The 18626-nt window shown below is 61.2% G+C and carries 13 protein-coding genes and 1 tRNA gene; 1 reads left to right on the top strand and 13 read right to left on the bottom strand.

Annotation, left to right across the window (positions count from 1 at the left end; all coding sequences use genetic code 11):
• From brxC to BLS30_RS09025, 10 genes are all read right to left on the bottom strand, one after another.
• A complete protein-coding gene (gene brxC / locus BLS30_RS09065; protein WP_090228177.1) occupies window positions 1-3531 on the bottom strand; it encodes a BREX system P-loop protein BrxC in 3531 nt (1176 codons plus the stop codon).
• Window positions 3532-3542: 11 nt separating this feature from the next.
• Window positions 3543-4118, bottom strand: a complete 576-nt coding sequence (locus BLS30_RS09060; RefSeq protein WP_090228175.1) for a BREX protein BrxB domain-containing protein — start codon at window positions 4116-4118, stop codon at window positions 3543-3545.
• Window positions 4115-4900 carry a BrxA family protein gene (locus BLS30_RS09055; RefSeq protein WP_090228173.1) on the bottom strand — a complete coding sequence of 262 codons (786 nt, stop codon included), beginning with the start codon at window positions 4898-4900 and terminating at the stop codon, window positions 4115-4117. Before BLS30_RS09055 ends, BLS30_RS09060 begins: the two co-directional genes overlap by 4 nt.
• Window positions 4897-5478 carry a BrxE family protein gene (locus tag BLS30_RS09050; protein WP_090228170.1) on the bottom strand — a complete coding sequence of 194 codons (582 nt, stop codon included), beginning with the start codon at window positions 5476-5478 and terminating at the stop codon, window positions 4897-4899. Before BLS30_RS09050 ends, BLS30_RS09055 begins: the two co-directional genes overlap by 4 nt.
• A gap of 45 nt (window positions 5479-5523) precedes the next feature.
• Complete coding sequence (locus tag BLS30_RS09045) at window positions 5524-5724, bottom strand: type II toxin-antitoxin system Phd/YefM family antitoxin (RefSeq protein ID WP_090228583.1); 201 nt, start codon at window positions 5722-5724, stop codon at window positions 5524-5526.
• A 590-nt stretch (window positions 5725-6314) separates the two neighbouring features.
• The gene (locus BLS30_RS09040) at window positions 6315-10601 is read right to left on the bottom strand and encodes an nSTAND3 domain-containing NTPase (RefSeq protein ID WP_139165314.1); all 4287 of its coding nucleotides are present in this window, start codon (window positions 10599-10601) and stop codon (window positions 6315-6317) included.
• On the bottom strand, window positions 10591-10791 hold the full coding sequence (locus BLS30_RS17990) for a hypothetical protein (RefSeq protein WP_139165313.1): 201 nt from the start codon (window positions 10789-10791) through the stop codon (window positions 10591-10593). The genes BLS30_RS09040 and BLS30_RS17990 overlap by 11 nt, the downstream gene beginning before the upstream one ends.
• 31 nt (window positions 10792-10822) lie before the next feature.
• Entirely contained in the window at window positions 10823-11968 is a 1146-nt protein-coding gene (locus tag BLS30_RS09035; protein WP_090228166.1) for a patatin-like phospholipase family protein, read from the bottom strand.
• Window positions 11968-14247 carry an anti-phage 6A-MBL system cap2_3 protein gene (locus BLS30_RS09030; RefSeq protein ID WP_090228163.1) on the bottom strand — a complete coding sequence of 760 codons (2280 nt, stop codon included), beginning with the start codon at window positions 14245-14247 and terminating at the stop codon, window positions 11968-11970. The genes BLS30_RS09035 and BLS30_RS09030 overlap by 1 nt, the downstream gene beginning before the upstream one ends.
• A 2-nt stretch (window positions 14248-14249) precedes the next feature.
• The gene (locus tag BLS30_RS09025) at window positions 14250-15383 is read right to left on the bottom strand and encodes an anti-phage 6A-MBL system MBL-fold protein (RefSeq protein WP_090228159.1); all 1134 of its coding nucleotides are present in this window, start codon (window positions 15381-15383) and stop codon (window positions 14250-14252) included.
• A gap of 147 nt (window positions 15384-15530) precedes the next feature.
• Between BLS30_RS09025 and BLS30_RS09020 the strand changes: the two genes are divergently transcribed.
• On the top strand, window positions 15531-16427 hold the full coding sequence (locus BLS30_RS09020) for a BrxR family helix-turn-helix transcriptional regulator (protein ID WP_244512400.1): 897 nt from the start codon (window positions 15531-15533) through the stop codon (window positions 16425-16427).
• A gap of 537 nt (window positions 16428-16964) precedes the next feature.
• On the opposite strand, the gene BLS30_RS09015 is transcribed toward BLS30_RS09020, so the two are convergent.
• The 3 genes from BLS30_RS09015 to BLS30_RS09005 all read right to left on the bottom strand — a co-directional run bounded on the left by BLS30_RS09015 (window position 16965) and on the right by BLS30_RS09005 (window position 18588).
• Window positions 16965-17041, bottom strand: a tRNA-Met gene (locus tag BLS30_RS09015).
• A 294-nt stretch (window positions 17042-17335) separates the two neighbouring features.
• Window positions 17336-17716: a lipid-A-disaccharide synthase N-terminal domain-containing protein gene (locus BLS30_RS09010; RefSeq protein ID WP_082101197.1), complete on the bottom strand. Its 381-nt coding sequence runs from the start codon at window positions 17714-17716 to the stop codon at window positions 17336-17338.
• A gap of 62 nt (window positions 17717-17778) precedes the next feature.
• Window positions 17779-18588 carry a glycosyltransferase family 2 protein gene (locus BLS30_RS09005; RefSeq protein ID WP_076605356.1) on the bottom strand — a complete coding sequence of 270 codons (810 nt, stop codon included), beginning with the start codon at window positions 18586-18588 and terminating at the stop codon, window positions 17779-17781.
• Window positions 18589-18626: the final 38 nt, after the last annotated feature.

Genomic DNA, 18626 nt, shown 5'->3' with positions numbered 1-18626 from the left:
TCACCGTACGATGACCTTCTTGCCTTCGCCGATGAGGCGGGAGAACTCCTCGCGAAGCCCCGTTAAGGCCTGCTCAAGCTGCTCCTCGGTCTCGATGCCGCCCGCAAAATACTGGCCGAGCGACACCGTCGCCAGCCGGGCGCCTTCAAGCAGCTCATAGACGCGCTGAACAGCTGCGGCGAGCCGGGAGTGGCACAGCTCCGTTTCGGATCGCACCTGCTGCAACGAAACGCCTTCGACGCCTTGGCTCGTGCCCTGGCGGATCGGATGCGCGATCTCGCTCTGCTGTTCTTCCGTGAGCTTCTCCCAGCCCGGGGTCGCGACGAGAGCATCATGCGCATCAAGATAGGCGGTGACACGTTCGGCGACGGCGGCCTTCAGTCGGCGATCGAAGTCGTCCTCGATGGCCTTTGCGGTCTGGTCGATGGTTGACAGCTCGCGGAAGAACGTTTCCTTGGAGAGGATGTCGGCTAGGCCACGACCACGCTCTGCGAGGTCAGGGTCGAAGTCGGGCTCGGCGATGAGAACCGGCAGTCGCGAGAGGGCGGCCCGCGCGCGCTCTATGTTGCGAAGCGCCGGCTCGGTCAGGCAGCGCGAGAGCTCCGCGACGCGCTGGATTGCATCCTTTAGAAGCTTGTGAGTGGCGGTGAAGGTCGTGATGGCATTCTCTTCGCTTCCGCGTTGAATCGAGCGCATCTGCTGCGCGGCATTGTCGATCTGCTCGATGCCCGGCAGGCGCGCGGAGCGAAGAATTCCCAAGACGCTATCGAAGTTCTCTTCCTGCTTATCGAGCTCCTTGCGCAACTGCGCAACGAGGGGCGTTGCGGATAGCTCGCGGATGTCATGTCCGAACGTATCCTTAAACTGTTGGGCTGCCTCGGCAATGACCGCGAAGTCGATTCCTTTCTTGGGGCGGAAGCTCGTCGCCCGGAAGATGTTATTGCTGGAGAAGCAGTCCCGCGCCTGAATGCTCGTGGCGGTTTCGATCGTATGGCCTTTGCTGACGGCATCAATGAGCCCCGCACGCAGCAGGCACAATGCGAATAGGCGAACCGCCTCGAAGTCCCATCCAAATGGGGCTTTGGAGAACTCGTCTTCGAGGTACCGGCCGGTTGCCTGATCGCCATAATTGGCTTTCGCTTCGATCAATGTGAGCACTTCCGAGAGGGGGGCGCCGTCTGTCCGGAACACGGTTTTGCCGCGCTCGTCGCGAAGCAGGTTCAACTGGCTAAACACTGGGGGAAGGCCAGACAGGTTATCGGCGGAGAGTAGCGCGTCGGTACCCCGCTTGAGGTCGGCGGTTTTGGCCGAGGCCTCATTGAACCGGTCGTAAACGACGGGCAGGACCTGCCCCAAGATTGTCGATGCAGTCTTGCCGACGTCGGCCGCCGAGCTGTCGGGGCTGCGATCATTGCCCTTCGAGTAGATCGGGCCGGATAAGCACGCCTGCCGAAGCCGACGGCGTAGCTCGTCCATGTGTTTACGTTGGCGGATCTTCTCCTCAGCTATGAGGCGGGCTTCATCCGGCGTTGTGACACCGCGCCCCTTTCGGTCGACCATTTGACCGGAGCGAAATGCTTCACGCAGCTCGCGCTGGATCTCGTCGTGGAGCGTGACGAGCCAGAACACGCTTTTCTGATCCTGTTGGCTCCGTCGGCGCAGTGTCGGCGCATCTCGCGCGGCATCGGACGCGGTCTCGGCCAGATGAAGATGGAATGAGATGTCGCCGGTGATCTCCTCGGTGCCGTTGACGACCAGACCTGCCCTGAACAGCTTGGTGTCGCCCAAATTGAAGTTGGGCTGAGGCGTCCACAGCGTCGTCAAAACTTCCGTGAAAAGCCGCTTCCGATCGGCAGCCTTCGGGTCGATGCTGGAGCGGAGCTGGTCCCAGTCGTCCTCGGCCGGTGTCGGAATCCGGTAGCCGCCGTCGCCCTGACGGATCATCAGCGCCTTCTCCAGCTCGGATAGGGCCTCCTTGACCGGGGGCAGCTTCGACTCGCCATCGACCTTTTCGAACAGTGCGCCGGCGATGTTCTCCGCGGTGCGGTGAACTGTTGGGACAAACTGGAGCAGGCATACGACCTTTGCCACGGCTTGTGCCAGCGGGTGGGAGACACGCTGCGGGATCGAGGCGATCTTGGCCCTGACCGTTGAGGCGATGTTGCTTTCGATAAGGTCGTAAACGTGATCCAGTCGCGCCAGGGCACCGGTGCTCGAGCCGGCGAGATTGGTGGCGGGATTGATGAGAATCTGCTGTGCGAGTTTGATAATGGTTCGGTTGGCGCCGCCAACGTGCTTGCTCGCGCCGCCCTGGGTCCTGAGCCCGGAGACGATGTCTATGATCAACACGATCTGATAGGGCAGCAGCGGATAGAGGTCGATGAACGTCTGTCGCGAGAGTGGTGGGAACGAGATATCCGCCGTGAGTTTGGTCGAGGCTTCCAGTCGAGCGCGGTGTTGATCGAAGAGCTGCCCCAGAGCCTTCTCGGCCGCGCCGTTCTTCTTTAGAACGCGCCGACTGGTCACTTCCGAAATATCTGAGGGTTCGAGATGGACCTGCGTGGGAAAGCGATCCATCAAACGCGCCAGCTCGATCTTCTTGTCGTCAAGCCCACTGACAATCTCGCTTAGTTTTTCTTGCGAGGTGACCACTATCCAGTGCTTGCCGCGCCCTCTGACTCCGAGCTGTTGCACGATGGCTTGCAGATCGAGCATCTTCTGCACATCACGCGCGACGAATTGGCCGACCTCGTCGACGACGAACATGAGCGCGTGACCAGGACGCCTGCGCTCCATGAGCTCTGTGGCTCGATCGGCGAGTTTGCCGGGAGACACGTCGACCTTGGCGCGACCTTTGGCCCAGGAATCGGGTTGGGGATAGACCTTCGGATGGAGGACGCTCATGGTCGCGCTTGCCTCGCCGATGGCGAACGAGAGCATTCCCTTCTCGGTATTCCAGTCCTTGCCGTGAAGCGTTTTGAAAGCTGTCTCGAACTCCGACAGCTGCCCCCTCGTCTCGAGGTCGATCTCCAGCTCCGCCAATTCGATGTCCTTGGCGTAACCAAGGCTTTCGAGGAAGAGGCGGTACATGATCTCGGTAAGCATTTGGTTGCCGGACCGGATGCCACGATCCGTCGACACGTCAAAGATGACGGTATGGGTCGGGATGTTCTGGTTTATGCCGTCGAGAAGAACCGTCAGCTTGGCGTCGCCGGTGCGGCTTGCGAAGCGCTTGGCTGCGCCTATACCCAGGACGTCGCGATTCTCGATCGCGAGCCCCAGAATCTTCGCATAGCTGGACTTGCCGGAGCCGAAAAAGCCCGAGACCCAGACGGCGATGCCTTCGTGAGGCTTGCGCGGAGTTTCGAGATAGAGCTCGAGCACGTCCACGAAATGCCGCCGGATCGAGTCCGTCGCCACGTACTCGTCCAACTCGGACGCAATGACCTCGGCCGAGGTTTGGTCGACCTTGATGACCTCCTCGATCCGCCTCGAAACATCCCCGGAGAAGAGGGTCGCGATCGTCGACATAGCCATGCCCCTCAAAAGATCTTGGGACGATAATTGTGCTCGGCGTCGAAGACGCCCATGAAGCGGAGCCCGGCGGCTCCGTCGAGATCGCCAGGGTAAAAGAGGATGGTCGGCGCGACGACCCGTCCCTTCAGCTGTTCCAAGAGCGAGAAGGTTCGATAGACCGGAAAGAGCGCGCCGGTTCTGACGATGAAGACGATGTCCTGCAGGGGATCGGCCTCGGCAGGCATGCGCGCGCCGACCATGTCCACCAACGGCTGACGGTCGTCGAAGAGATTGGACAGGGTCTGAGCAATCGTCTCGGGCTCAGTTTCGCGTTCGGCCCCATACCAGGACTCGAGCGGCCGCTCGGACTCGATAGCTGTCTGCAAACATTCCGCGAGAGAGATTTCGGTGACGCGTTTCCCCGTGTTCTCCAATCGCGTCTTCAATCGACGGACCGCCGATCGCAGTTCGAACTCGTCCTCGGCACCGTAACGGAAGATGGCGTAGGGCATGTCGTGATAGGCGCTGAGCCGCGGCCGCGGATCGGCGAGGCTGAGGGCCGGCTCCAGGTGCCGGGTGATACGGTACTGCAACTCACTCATGCTGCCATCCTCTCCGCGTATCCCTGGGCGGACTTGCAGGGCAGGGACAGCTGCATCAGGCTACCGGCCACCTCGTAGTGAAGCTTGCGGTACTGGTGGAGGCGCAAGAGTTCGCGCTCCACATCTTCTGGGCTCATCAGGAACAGACGCCAATCGGGTGCGGTGATAAGGCGTCCCGGGCTGGGTTCCCGCTCGCGAATGGCGTGGAGCAGATACATGAAGCTGCGCTCCGGGAGATGGTGGGCCGTGAACTCCTTAATGGCCGAGCCTTTGAGGAGATCGAAGTCGGCGGCGATCTTCAGCAGCCCGGCCGCCACTCGGTGAAGGGTTGCCTCTGTCCACTCATGCTCGATCTTGCCGCCTCGGCGCTTGATCGTCTTGAGGTAGGGATGAAGCTCGTCGGGGCGCACGCGAAACTGCCCTCTCGCGTAGGCCTTAAAGAGCCAGTGCTGGATGAAGTCGTGGAGCAGAAACTCGTCGCGCGTCATGTGCCAGAGGAGAAGGGGTTTCCACTCCTCCATGGAGCACTCCTGCTTCGCCAGGAGCATGAGGGACTTGTCGCGGCCGCCAGGTTCGAACCGCCGGTTCAGGACTTTGATGACGTCGCGGAGCCAGGTCGCGCTGCGCGCCCCGATGAAATTGGTGTCGCGGAGGTGATCGAGGTTCTCCCGCTTTGAGCGACGCAGGTCCCACTCGCGGAACACCGCATACGTCTCCGCGATCATCGCGCCTTTGACTATGGTGAAAGAAGAGACGACGCGGGATCTGGACGCTTTTTTCATGCGGCGGCGCTCGCTTGCACAAAGGGGACGACCGGGTCGTTGGCGCGACCGACTGAGAATCCCAAAGCGAGAAGAGCGATTTGTCGGCGCTGCCCCGTGAAGGAGTCGCCGACGTTCAGTCCACGGCCGTTGGGCGCTGCCTTGAGCGCCCGGAGCGCATTGATATCGTCGCTCGTGACGAGCCCGAGGTCGGTTGCGGCGGCTATGACGTCGCCGGTGCGGATCGCGGCGATGGCCTCGAAGTACGAACCCCAAATGGCGTGGCGTTCCAGCCAGGTTTCCCAGAGGGACTCGAAGTGATCCTCCAGGGCCTCGGGGAGCCGCCAGAGGGTAACGGCGTCGTTATGCGAGAGGAGCTGCTCGCAGCGGTGAGAGGCGACAGCCATCACGCTGCGCGCCTGTGCAAAATGATGCGTCCGAGGGAAACCCCGTTTGAGGACGGAGCTACCCGACGGTCCCAGTTGCTTGCTGGTGTTCCACCACCCAGCGAGGTCCATCTCGCCGCACCGGGCCACGGCCACGCGGAGCTTGAGCAGCCAATCGTAGTCCAGCTCGGTCTCTTGATCGGGAACAGTCATAATGGTCGGGGCTTTTGGGGGTGGCGTCGGGGATGGGGCGGCGTGCTACGTCTTCTCGATCGATTGTGTGGGAACCTCCTGTTGATCTGTTGGGCAGTTAGCGGCCTTCAGGCGTTCGAACTCCTCTATGGCCATGACGACGACGACGGGCCGACCGTGCTTCAGGATAGCGACCGGCGCCGCGCGCGCCAGATCGATGAGCCGTCCGAACCCGTATTTGGCCTCTTTTGCGGATAGAGACTTCATCGAGCACCATCCCGAACATCTGCAAAGTGGCCATTTTGGCCAACGCTGGACCGGACGCAACATGGTGCGATCTATCGTCCACAGCTCAGTTGAGGTGCCTTCGACGCCAGCCTTTACGGCCATAGGCCAGCGGCACCTCTGCTTGCAAACGGAAAGCGGACGATGGTCCACCCAACTCCCCGGCCAGCCCGATTGATGTTTTGGAACTCGGCCTTGCGTCGACTTAATACATCCACGGGATATTCAATTGCGGACCTCTGCTCGCTAGAAATCGGCGGCAAAGGCCGCTGACTCGCCACTTACGGGGTAGCCGCTCGTGGCCGCGAACCCCCAACACATCGCAGCCCCGCAGCTTGCTGTCGATCGCCCGGTTGAAGAGGGCAAGATCCCTATTCTGTCCTCGATCTGCTTCGTGCTGATCGACCAAAGGCGGCTCGGTCACAATGACAGCTTGGCGCCGACGAGCATATCCATGTTCCGCGGCGGACGACGTAAGAGCTTTTTGGCAACAGGCCCTTCATGATCTCTCATGGTCTGTCTCCTTGACTGAGAAACAGAGCAGGTGCCATTGCGCCGAAGTGACTAGGCGATCACGTGCCGTCGTCCTCCCCACGGTTTTCTTCCCCATAGGGAGACATTGAACGCATCGTCATGAGGCCGATGCGGGCGGGAAGATTGTATGCCCTAATCTGCCCCAGTTCACCCGACAGAGGCAACTTGAACACGGCATCGGCAATCCATGCGCTATAGTGCTCGAACCCATTCTCCACATTCAGGCCAAGGCTCCACGCCTCAAGAGTTGCGCGCCCGTCTGCATTCAGCCCGTCCAGGGCTTCTCCGCGCGCCAATCTCTGCAGGTTGCGCTCCCGTTCGTCCAACGAGAGGCCATCCGCCCTGTCCACGGCTATAGCCGAAGTGCGAACGAGGGCGTGCCTATGCTCGTTATCCATGTCCCGCAGCCGCTCAAGCAGAGCGTCCCGTTCAACGCCTTCCAAGACGCCGAACGCGATGAGGAGCGGACCGGCCACTGCAGGATCATCCTGCTCCGCGATACGCAAGGCGGTAGTGCCGAGGGTGCTAAGCCTCTCGTCCGTCACTCGATCAAAGAGCGCCCACGCCGCGGCCTGCGCCTTCGGACGATAGGAGGGCGCGTCATTCAATCCACGGCTCTCAAGGGCCGCTAGGAGGGTTGGCCCGATTCGATCGTCGTCCTGTCGTGCGAGCGCCCTCAGCGCCGCACCGGCCACAAACGGATCGGCTGATTCCTTAGACGCCGTCTCGAGCAGAGCGTCGATCGCTTGATCGGGCAGCCTTTCATAAGCGCCCAATGCTCGGGCTGCGGCGCGAGCCACCCCATATCGCGACCACGAGGGTGCGGGAGCGAGCTGACTTGCGAAGTTTCTCATGTCGCTCAGCAAACCGATTAAGGCATCGATCGCTTCCGGCCACTGGTGTTCTTCCATGAGGTTCGCAAACGCAAGCCGCATGTCGGCACTGTGGTCGCGTGAAGTACCGACAAGTACCGCCCGGTCCTCCGCGGTCGCAATTGGAATAAGCCGGAGAAGCGCCTTCCGCCGCACTTTGTAGCGCTTGTGCTTGAGCGCTTTCATCAACTCGTCCCGCAACCCAGGACCGCTCGCAATCAGCATTGCCTGCACTGCAGCACTGCCGTCGCCCTCATCGTCCATCGACAACAACCGCTGCACGGTCGCGTCGACATCCAGACCAGCGGCCGCCGCCAAACACGTAAGAGGGCCTGCGGGATCGGCCGGGACGGCCGGCAAAATAGTCGCGAGCCTTGCGCGATCTTCGATGGATAGCGTAGCCGCGACCGCGCTGATCTCCTCGCGCGCTAGCACCCGCACCAGGGCGCGCGCTAGTCCACGCTCAGCGTCATCGAAATGGCCAACCAGTCCCTCAGCGCGATGGCGTCGGAGCGCCACGCCAGATACGCCTGTCGGATCCTCGTCTAACCGCGCGGCCATTATATCGTAAAGGAGCTCGATACGGCGTTGAATGGTGGTGTCCGAGAGGACAGCGATCAATGCGGGGAGCGGATCGTGGCGCGCGCTGCCCGTCGCGGCGATCTCAATGAGAAGCTGACGGAAGCTCGCCTCCTGCATATCGTCGCGCACCAACTCGGCACGGAGCAAGTCGCTCAGGTCAGCGTGCCAGTGCCGCTGGGCAGCGCGCCAGGCTTGACCGCGCGTCCAGCCTTCAGCATTGGCGAGCAGAAATCTCAGCTCGGCCAACGTTGGCTTTCGGGGACTCTCGGCGACGAGTTCTGCTAAGGCATATATGAGGAGGTTTCGGTGGGGGTTCCCCGCGATCCAATCAACGCCATTGCGCCGTTGCCTCAGTCGCACCACTACTTTCATGCCCTGGCGTGCGTTGAAGTATTGCTCGCCAGGTTCCTCCAAGATGTGATCGGCAGCATCCGCGTCAACAGCGTGCTCTTCCGCCTCATAGGCTTCGTTTCGATAGTTCTCCAGCCATGCGTCGGCGTCGGCATTGGACTTCGCGAAGCGCGCGATCGCCCGGTCGAAGTCCGGAGCAGGTGATAGCAACGCGCCCTGAACGATCGCGTCGATGTTCTCATTTGGGCCGCCCGGACCTGCAACCACATCGAGCGCATCCCAAAAGGCCTCCTGAAGGCCCTCGGCCAACCCGTGGAGTAGCGGCACCACCTCCGAATGATACTCGCGATGCGAGAAGGGAAGGACCTCTCGAATGAAGCGCTCGATGAGACCCTTCGTGCGCTCATCACGCCGCAGCACCTCGGACTCTTCATCATCAAGCCGTGGCGCACTCCAGCGATCCTGGAAAATCGTCTTCTCAGTTTCCGGTCCGCCCTCGACAAGGATTTTGGCCAACCGGCTTGGCGCATGATCCGGTGACGCAAACCGCGCCAGATCCCGCAGCGCCGCCTCGAAATCCGATCCCCGGTCAGCGGATAGCGCCACCGCTTCGAGATAGGAATTAAGCCGTCGTTGCGTGTTGTCGGAGATCGCCAGTTCCAATCCTTCCACGCGGCTCGCTGCTCGCAACACGCCGAGACCCGTTTCTGTTCCCCAGTCTGCGCCTTCCGCGTCCCACGCGACGAGCGCGTTGACAACGGCCGCGAGCGTGTGCTCGGCAGCGGGCCTACGGCGCAGAAATGTCATCCGCAGTCCATCTTCGACCCGCGGATGGTAGAAGGCCAACGCGGCGCCGTCCTGCCGAAGGTTCTGGCCCGCCACGAGGAAGTCGATCAGGCCCTCGACGTTCGGATGCATCGTCGAGTCGGCCATCCTCATCCGCCGGGTCAGCTTGGCGAACACGTCGCGGGCGACGGCGCCACGCGCGCTGAGCATGGCCCAGATGATCGCAGCGCTTTCCACGCCATCCAGGTCAAACGACGCGATCTGGCTAGCGATAACGCTCGAGATAGCTTCGATCTGTGAATCTGCGATGACGTCGTCGACCTTGCGCGGCTGATCAGAATTTTCGCGACTGAGTGCGACGAGAAACCGCTTCACCTCATAGGGACGCGACAAGGCTTCAAGTGCGCGAGTGCGATACGCGACGGCGAGTGCGCGCGCATGCCCCCTCAGATCGCCGGCGATCGCATCATAGATTTCTGCCAGCTTTCCCGAACCGTAGTCCTCGACCTCGATCGAGACAGTGTAGGACTTCAATCCCTTCAGCAACTCATGACCAGCACTCTGCATGACATCGGACCGCGAGGTGATCAAGAACTTGCGGCCTGGTCCCGCATTATCGAGAAGCTTTGGAAGTTCGCTGCTCCAACGGTCCGCGCTCGGCGTGATCCGATTGCCACCCCACGGATCACGCAAGTGGAAAAGAATAGGATCCGACCGCGTCAGGTGCTGCCGAACAAATCCCGGGCCATGCTCCTCGCCGATGACGTCGAACGGAGGAGAACCGCGGCGCAGCTCCAGTTCAAGAATATCGGCCGTCAGCGTCTTGCCCGTGCCGGACGGACCCGTGATGACGACAGCATTCGATGTGTAGAGCCGCTCCTTGATCGTCTCGAATGAGCGCGGCCGGACATAGTGATCCATGTCGCGGGTTGGCGCCACGGAACCTCCGTGCCGAACCAACACGACAAGCAAATCCGAACGCGTCCACCGCCCGCCTTTCGCGCCCGCAATTCGCTTTCGAACGGCATCGCGCAGGTCCGCGATGCACGCTTCGTGCTTTGAGCTGGGCACATGGCCGTGGAGCGACAGCAGGCCTCCGATCCGCCCGGCCAATACTTCTCGCGTGATCCCCGTCAGAAGGACAATTCGCGGAGCGAGGGAGGCCTGAGCCTCCGCGTCATAGTCGTCGCGGGCGTGAGGCGGCAGCTCTTCGACCTCAGGGAAATCGAACAGATGACTACCTTCGTGAGGCCGTAGACTTTCCGCCGAGGACTCATTGGTGATGAAGATGTACCGCCGCTCCAAATCCTCCTGCAGCATCGCTAGCGGTCGGCTTCGCCTCCTTCGTGCATCATCGTCCGCAGCGTCCTTTCCAAGCAGCACGTCCGCGATCGCGGCCGTCGTCCATGGCGACCCTGATCGGGTCTTTGCCTGAACGACCAAGTCGAGCCGCTCACCCGCTGCGGAGAGACCAAGCGAGCCCGACGCCGGATCCGTAATCGCAGCTTGGAGGTCTTCATCCGACTTCGGCTCGATCTCGACTTCCGCCGTCGCATTCTTCACCAGCATCAGATCAAGGGCGACCCAGATGGTGACCTCGATCTGATACTCATAGCCGGCGTAGCCTGGATTCCCGGAGCTACGGCGCGATCGCGCCGGCGCGCCTCCACTTGCTGCCGTTCGGCGATTCTTACGCTGCTGGGCGCCGGTGGGTTTTGGCTTCTTATTCACCACCACCGGTTCCCTTCAGGATCGCGAGCACGAAGGCAAACATCCGTGCGGACAAATCGACCTGGTTCGGAGACGTCGCCGCTTCCTCTGTCGTCCCGGAGTGAACGAATACGGAAGCTCCGCTTGGCCCGCACAATCGTGCTCCAACCGTAGCCGGGTATCCCCCACAGGGGTTGGTAATGAATGATGTCAACCATTTTCATAAGAGACGAATCGTCAACCCCCTAAGCAATTTTACCTAAGCGCAGGCGCCGATCTGATCCGTCGCCCCTGGCTTGAAGGGCTGCGCGGCAGTTCTCATAGCCCGCGCGCTGAAGCAGCGCTATGTGCTCGTTCGGTAAACGGGCAAGCCTCGTTGCGATCGCGGCGGCGCAGCGATTGCCCTCATCACCGAGGTCGTTGGCGCGAACCAAGCCGTAGTATGAGTTCGGAGTGTCGATGCTCCAATAGACGACGTCGCGCTGTTCCAGATTGCCCATACCGAAGAGAATGCGGCGGCGGGAGTGTTCCGCCTGCTGCAGGACTATGTTCAGCGTACGGTACGCTTGCCCGATCCATCTGCCGGTAGGCCTGCCGATCTCGGGCACCGTCTTACCTCCATTGCTCACCAGGATTTTGCGGCAGCGCTTCCAGATGCGTTCGAGACCTAAATTGTCGTAGACGCCGCCATCGGTCAGAACAACGCCTTCGGTGAAGGGCGGCCGATGCAGGTCCGCGCCATCCATCGGCTCGACCACATGTCCGGCAAATGAAAACCGGGCCGGCGACAAGAACGGCGGGAAAGCGGACGAAGCAGCAACCACTTTGGCGAGAGCAAAGGTGGGTCGAACAATGCGGCCGATACGGAAGTCCGCAGCATAGTCTTTGGCAAAGCGCCACGCGCTGCCGGTCTGCAAGTTGGTGGCCATGAAAGTGAAGCGCGGGCGATCTGGCAGATCCTGTAACGTCACCCCATGAAACAGGTGTCGGTCGTAGACCTCTGCCACACCGTCAGCAGCCGTGCGCCCCGGAAGGAATCCTAGCAGCGCAGCACGAATATCGACATTCACCTGCGCGAAGCGTGCAAGCGGCGTCGCGACCTCCTCCTCAAAATTGCTTGCGACGCCGTCGCCGCGAAACTCCAGCCGGGGCCAGCCATGGGCCAACACGCCGGCCGCGATTGAGCCGCCGGAGACACTGGCGATTTCGGCAAGCTGGGACAGCAGGCCCATCTCGTTGAGGTAGGTGAGCGCTCCGAGGTGATAGAGCATGGCGCGGTAGCCACCGCCGGAGAGGCAAAGCCCGATGCTATCCTCGACCTTGCTCGCGGTGAGGAAATCACCTGTGGCATGCCCCGCTTCAAAGAGGCTTTGCATGTCCCTTCGCTGCATCACGCCCCCTCACCCGATACCTTTAGCTGCGGGACCTCGGCAATGTCGTTTGCTGCCACCGCCACCACAAAGGAGAACCTCCCGTCATCGGCTGCGATCGCCATGAGCGCGGGCAAACCTTCTGCTTCGAGCTCGTGGCGAAGCCAGGCGAGCTGGCGCAGATCGGTTGAACTCGGCATTGCAGTCGAGCGCGGCGGGTGCGAATGCCACTCGCCAACATAGCGCAGCTGGTGCAACGACGCGGTAATGGCCGCATTGACCGTATCGGTGAGCCCTGCGACGCCGCGTTCGAAGCCGGTTGCGCTGCCCACGCTGTCGGCGGGTGGCGGCAGAGCGTTCACGACATGGATGGATTTCCGGCTCATATCGGCGATGCCGAGCAACACGCCGCCGGTTTCGTTGGGAAGGCCGGCTTGCCGCATCGCAGTCAACTGATCCAGCAGACCGTCATCGTAGGATAGCATCCACGAACCGACCTGCTTTTGCCGCACCGGCCGCGGTTCATGGCGTGAAAGGCGGATCTCTCCGTCGGAAGATAAGCGCCAGATACGGATTGAGCCATTGTCCTGGGCCGTCGATTCCCGAATACCGATAGCGGCGATGGCGCTCAACATCGCGGCACGCGTGGCGGGGATGCGATTGCTCAACGCACGGCATGACCCGCTATAACGCAGGCCGCTTTGCTCGACGCGCAGATGTTCTTCGAGGTCGGGTTCAGTCTGGACCAGACGGTGATACTGCGCCTCTAGATCCCTCAATGAGACGCTGCGATCGGCGGATTCGGTCAGGAGCACGAGGGCCGTGCCTGCCGGATTGAAGAATGCGGAAACCCGACGCGCCGTGCTCGGAAGATCCGAGATGTGCCGAGCCGCAGCAACCGAAGCCGATGCGTCGATGATGATATCGGCAGACAAGAGTGCTTCTTCGAGCCTGGGCCGCACATCCTCATACGGGGCGGTGATATCAGTGACGATGGCATTCGTGGGCTCGCCCAAAAGCTCCTCGATCTGCCGCGCAAGCGCGACGGCCTTGGGCATTCCCACGTAGCCTGCTGACAGGCCGTGACGCGCAAGGTTGTGCGGCATCAACCGGTCGCTATCGACTACCGACCACTCGAACGCCCCTTCACGTGCTAGATCGAGCGCGAGTTGCGAGCCGAGCGCCCCCGCCCCTACGAGAACCGCCCGCCGCCGGTCGGGTGCGCACCCTGCGGCCGATGCAGCAAGCTCGCGGTCAAAGGCGATCTGGACATCCGTGGGCTCAAGGCCAAGCCCTTCAATGTGTGGCTGCGCCGGAGGAAGGGCACGAAGATAACCGGTCTTGGCCCCCTTACCGCTTGTGTTCGGCAGCAATTGGCCAAGCGCAACGCCGATCTCTCCAGCCGTCTGCTGCGTGACGAAGGCACGAACGTCATCAAACGGCTCACCGCCATCGCGGCTGATCGGAAACAGAACCACGATTGCGAGCGAGGACGAGAGTCGGCGCAGATCGTCCTTCTCCAATCCAGCCCATTCGATCGTACGGGCCTGAAGGTCGGCAATCAGGTCTGTCCCGCACTGCTGCATCTCGGCGGCGAGGCTCGATAGCGTGCGCGGCGCATGGCGCATGCGCATCATGGGCTGCGGCTCCACGCGGTAGACCAGGACCATCAACCGGCCCATATCGGGGATGCCGGCAAGCTCTGCTATGGGCCGCGCCAGAATTACCCTCTGGTCCTCATGTACAAAGCCTACAAGTTCCGGCGGCAGGGTCGCGATCGATAATGCAGAACGCGACAGCACGATCGTACGCGGCGCCCGAAAGAAGATCGGTTCAAGAGGCCGCCCGGTATCGTGCAGTTCTCCGCGTGCAGCCTTGGCGAGCCAGGTCTGAATGCGGCGGACGAGATCGGCCGGCGTCCACGTCAGCTTTGCCTCGGCCCATGGCCGGTCGTCGACGCATAACATGCACGGCAAGCCTTCCGGCTTCTCGTTCTGATGCGGCGTGTCGGGAAAGTCGGGGCGCAGCGCGGCGATGCACGGCTGATCTCCGTCCTTCGAGAAGATGACGGCGATGGGTTCGATGCCGCGAATGTCATGCTCAAGAAGTTGCGGCCGCTCCACTTCCACGTCGATGCGCAAGCCAAAGAGCGATTCATCAGCTGTGGCCCTGGCTTCGATCAGTGAGGCACCGGGCAGCCCATCCGCCAGCAAGTCGGCAAGTGCGCGTGCATACGACGGGAACCCGGTGAGGTCGCCCGTCGTATCGCCAAAGGACGTCCACCACGAATGCACGTCCATGATCACCCTGCCCGCGCAGGCGTGGACGTAATGCTCGCCGAACCGACTGTCGCCGAGATGGTGAGAAAGCGTGCGCCGCGATCGGTGATTTCAATCTGGCACGGCTTGGGCTTGCCCTTGGTGGGCTCGTCCATGGTCACGCGAAACCGTCCGTCCTTGGCGCGGGCAACACGCTCGTAGTAGTTGGCGGCCTGCCGGTGCGGCGGCTGAACATCATCATCCTCGTCCGTGCCCTTTTGCGGGATCGACCAGCTGGTTGAGATCATGGTGTGCCGCTCGCGGCCACGGTTCTCGCACAGCCATTTCACCTGCGGCACCGGCTCGGTGATGTCCTCGCCCTTGATGTTGTTGAGCGAGAGGTAGGAGCAGTGATGCGGGATCTTGAACACGTCCCAGAGCAGACGGTCGTCACGGCCGTGGCGCCGGGTCGTGTCGACGATCTGCGCAATGCTGTCGTAATTGATGTCGGACATGAACAGGGCGTAGGTCTCGCGGCCGCCCTCAAGGAAGGTTGCCTGAAGGACGATGCTGTCCTCGTTGCGGTCGATGACCTCGTTCTCGTTGAGGCGCCATGCAAAGGGGCTGTGCACGAAGAACTCGGCGCGCTCCGACCCGAACTTGGTGAAGCCCGGCACATGCTGGCCGGCATCGACCACCAGATGGGCGCGTGACTCCCAGAACATGCCGTTGTCCTCAATCCACTTCTTGAGCTTGGCCGGGCGGGAGAAGACGCGGATGCCCTCGCCCTTCCTGAGACGGTGCCGCGCTTCTTGGCGGATGACGCGTGCGCTGTCTTGACAACCATCCTCAAGGATCGCGGCGGCGGGGACCCACAGCTCCTTAATGCGGATGCGCCCCTCACCCTGATACTTCAGCGCATGTTCCAACCAGAAGAACTCGTCCGATCCGCAGCAATGGTCGTCGTCGAGATGGGTGAAGGCGACGACATCGTAATTGTCACGGCGCGCCGCCCTGAGGTCCTTGCGCAGCTCCTCAGGCAGATCGCAGCGGACATCGAACGGATCGCTGTCGTTCCGCATATCGGCATAGTCGAGAAGCATCTTCCGGCCGTCGGCGAAGTCGATGCGTGTGCAATCCGCGTTTCCAAGCGGATGGAAAGTCAAAGTGGCGGTCATGGCTCTAGGCCCCGAAATTCGAGTTATGCACCAGCGATGCAACCGCGCCCCGAACGAGGACGTTGACCACCGATTCTGATGTGTATACCCTCCTTATGGATCAAGTAACTTAACCTGTCAAATAACCCAACACATGCGAGGCGCGACTTGGGAACCACGGAAGAAAAAATCAGATGGGGAGTCGAGCAACGCCTTGAATATATTGAGTTTCGGCTATTCTGGGACGGTGAGCTAAAGCGGGGGGACATCACCAGCCGGTTCGGGGTTTCGACCCCGCAGGCCTCAGGAGACCTCGCCACGTACCGGGATCGGGCGCCCGGAAACATCGACTACGACGGCAGCCGCAAACGCTTCGTGGCAACCCCGCGGTTCAAGCCGCGCTTTATCAAGCCCAATGCCGACCGGTACCTTGCACAGCTTGAAGCGATTGCCGACCGCGTGATCGGCGTAGACGAGACATGGATAGGCGCGGCACCCGCTGCCGAGGCAATGCCGATCCCACGGCGCAAGGTCGACCCCGCCATCCTCAAGGGGCTGTTGGCGGCAATCCGTGCGCATCGTTCGATCGAGGTCGAACACCGGTCGATGAACCCGCAAAGGGAGGAAACGATGTGGCGGCGAATTACGCCGCACGCCTTTGGTCATGACGGACTGCGATGGCACGTCCGGGCCTTCTGCCACATCGACAAGATCTTCAAGGATTTCGTGCTTTCACGCTGCCTTGCCGTCGGCGAATTGCACGAGCCGGGCGCAGAACCAGCACAAGACGACCTCTGGTTCTCCTTCCTCGACGTCGTGCTGGAACCGAACCCGGCATTGAATGAAAGAGACAGGCGAACCATCGCCCATGAATACGGTATGCCCGACGGCCGCGTAACGGTGCCGGTCCGTCGGGCGCTGCTCTATTACTTCAACAAGCGCCTTCGCCTGGAAGCCGCCAAAACCATCGACGATCCGACACTGGCACCTCTCGCGGTCGTGAACCAGGACGAGTTCCTGAGTGCGATCCCGGCAACGAAGTCCCACAGGGACTTACTCATGTGAGAGCTGCAGCTACGCCGGCTTCGACGTCAGCTTCTTATTATTGCTGTTCGCCGGGGCGGCATCCATTGCCTTGGCGCGGCGATCCATGATCTGCATAAGCGTGTCGAAACAGCGTCCGCGATCTGCGACACTGCGGCGTTCGGGAGGCATCAGTTTTGTTGCGCGATCCCGGAGCCGCCAACGTCCGCGAACTCGGCTTTGCCGACATAGCTGCACTAAGTCCAAGCCGCTGGCGCTCTCCAGACTGCGTAGGCTTAAGCCTATTGACTACTCCGACCGAAACTCGCGCGGGAATTGGGCGAGACCAGTCGCTCCTGAGACACTGGCTTCCCTGCTAATCAAAGGCATCGACGTGATGAGCGGATCCGCCGGAGCAGCTCGCGTCCATGTACAAGCCAGTTGCGCCCTCGACTCGATGAATGCGCAGGATAGGTGATTGCCCATACCGTGGCGCACAGGTGGCGCACGAAGCTCAAACGCAAGAAAGCCCGGCTCGTGCCGGGCTCTCTTAACTTGCTGAAATCATGCTGAAATTGTTGGTTGCGGGGGCAGGATTTGAACCTACGACCTTCAGGTTATGAGCCTGACGAGCTACCGGGCTGCTCCACCCCGCGTCACCAATCAATATCCCGACCTTTGCGCGCCAAGGCGAGCTTCACAAATGAAGTGCCGGGACTGATGCGAAGGAGCCTTGCTTAAGCCTTCATGTGGGTCATTACGCTATGAACTGCAAGGCAGGTGCCGAACACGTCGTAGCGGCACCGGGAGTGGTCATGTAGCACATTCTGGCAGATTGTGAAGCCCCTTATGTGCGGCTTTGTTGCTTGAACCCAACGAAACGGATTTCGCATCGCTTTTTGTATCGGCCCAATGTGCCGTGCGCAGAGCAATCCTTTATCGGTTCGCCGTTATTCGGCGGGGATATTGGTGGGATCGGACGCGCGTGACGGCCCCGCTTCAGCGGCCGCGGTTTCCTTCTTGTGAGCTGAGATGAAGTATATGTTGCGTGCGTAGATCAGAAGTCCTGTGCCCTGGCCAAGGATGAAGACCGGGTCGACGCGGTAAATGGCGTATGCGAACAGCATTGCGCCGCCTACGAATGAAAAATACCAGAAGGTCTCGGGTACGATGGAGCGGCGTGCGCGCTCACTCGCAATCCACTGCACGATGAAGCGCATGGAAAACATGAGCTGAGCGGAGAACCCAATTACAAGCCAGATAATTTCGGCCGTTGGGGTGGCGGACCACCAATCAGCCAGCTTAATTGCGGCAGTGGCTAAAAATTCCATTGGCTGGATGCCCTCAAATTCTCAAGAATCGCAGACTTGGTTCGGATGTGCCCCAAGCCGGATTATTGAGTGCGTGCCGCCGTTCCAACGCTTGGAGCGGCTGTCTCGTGCCCTAACTGAGCGACGCCCGCATTGCGGCGGTCTGATGGCAGGGCTTCAATAATGTTTGGTACGCGCGTGCGGCGGCGTAGCCAACTTACGCCGAACAGATCGTACAGGCCGATTATGGCGCGGCCGATGTTCGAATATTTCGAGATGCCGACTTGGCGGGGTCTGTCGTTGACGGGCTCATAGACAACCTTGTGGCCGTAGGTCTGGAACAACGCCGGTAAGTAGCGGTGCATGCTCGTGAAGAATGGAAGCCGTAAGAATGCCTCGCGCCAGTAGACTTTAATGCCGCAACCGGTATCGGGGCATTCGTCGCGTAAAACCCAATCACGGATCCGATTTGCTGCGACCGACGCCCACCGCTTTGAGCCTTCGGCCTGCCGATTGGTACGCCAGCCGTTGACCAGGGCGGGTCCTTCTGTACCCGGCGCGGCGAGGCGGCCCACCATGCGAGGAATATCACGCGGGTCATTCTGGCCATCACCGTCCATTGTCGCAATGACTGGGCTGGTGGCGGCAAGGATTCCGCTGCGTAAAGCGGTTGATTGGCCGCAACGGCCTTCGTGACGTAGCAAACGCAGGCCTGGGTAGGAACCGGCTGCGATCATATCTCTTAGTTCGTCAGGGGTGGCATCGTCGCTGCCGTCGTCGATCACGATGACTTCAGCCAGCATTTCGGCCGGCACATGTTCGTAAGTTTCAGCGACCAACCGGCCGATGTTACCGGCCTCGTTCAACGCCGGGATAACGACGGAAATACGCATTCGGGCTCCTTGTCGGCCGGCCTTAGGGCCTGGCGGCG

It is taken from the genome of Filomicrobium insigne (assembly GCF_900104305.1).
Lineage (GTDB): Bacteria > Pseudomonadota > Alphaproteobacteria > Rhizobiales > Hyphomicrobiaceae > Filomicrobium > Filomicrobium insigne.
Note: the sequence above shows the minus strand (reverse complement) of the source record. Positions and strands in the feature narration are given on the sequence as shown.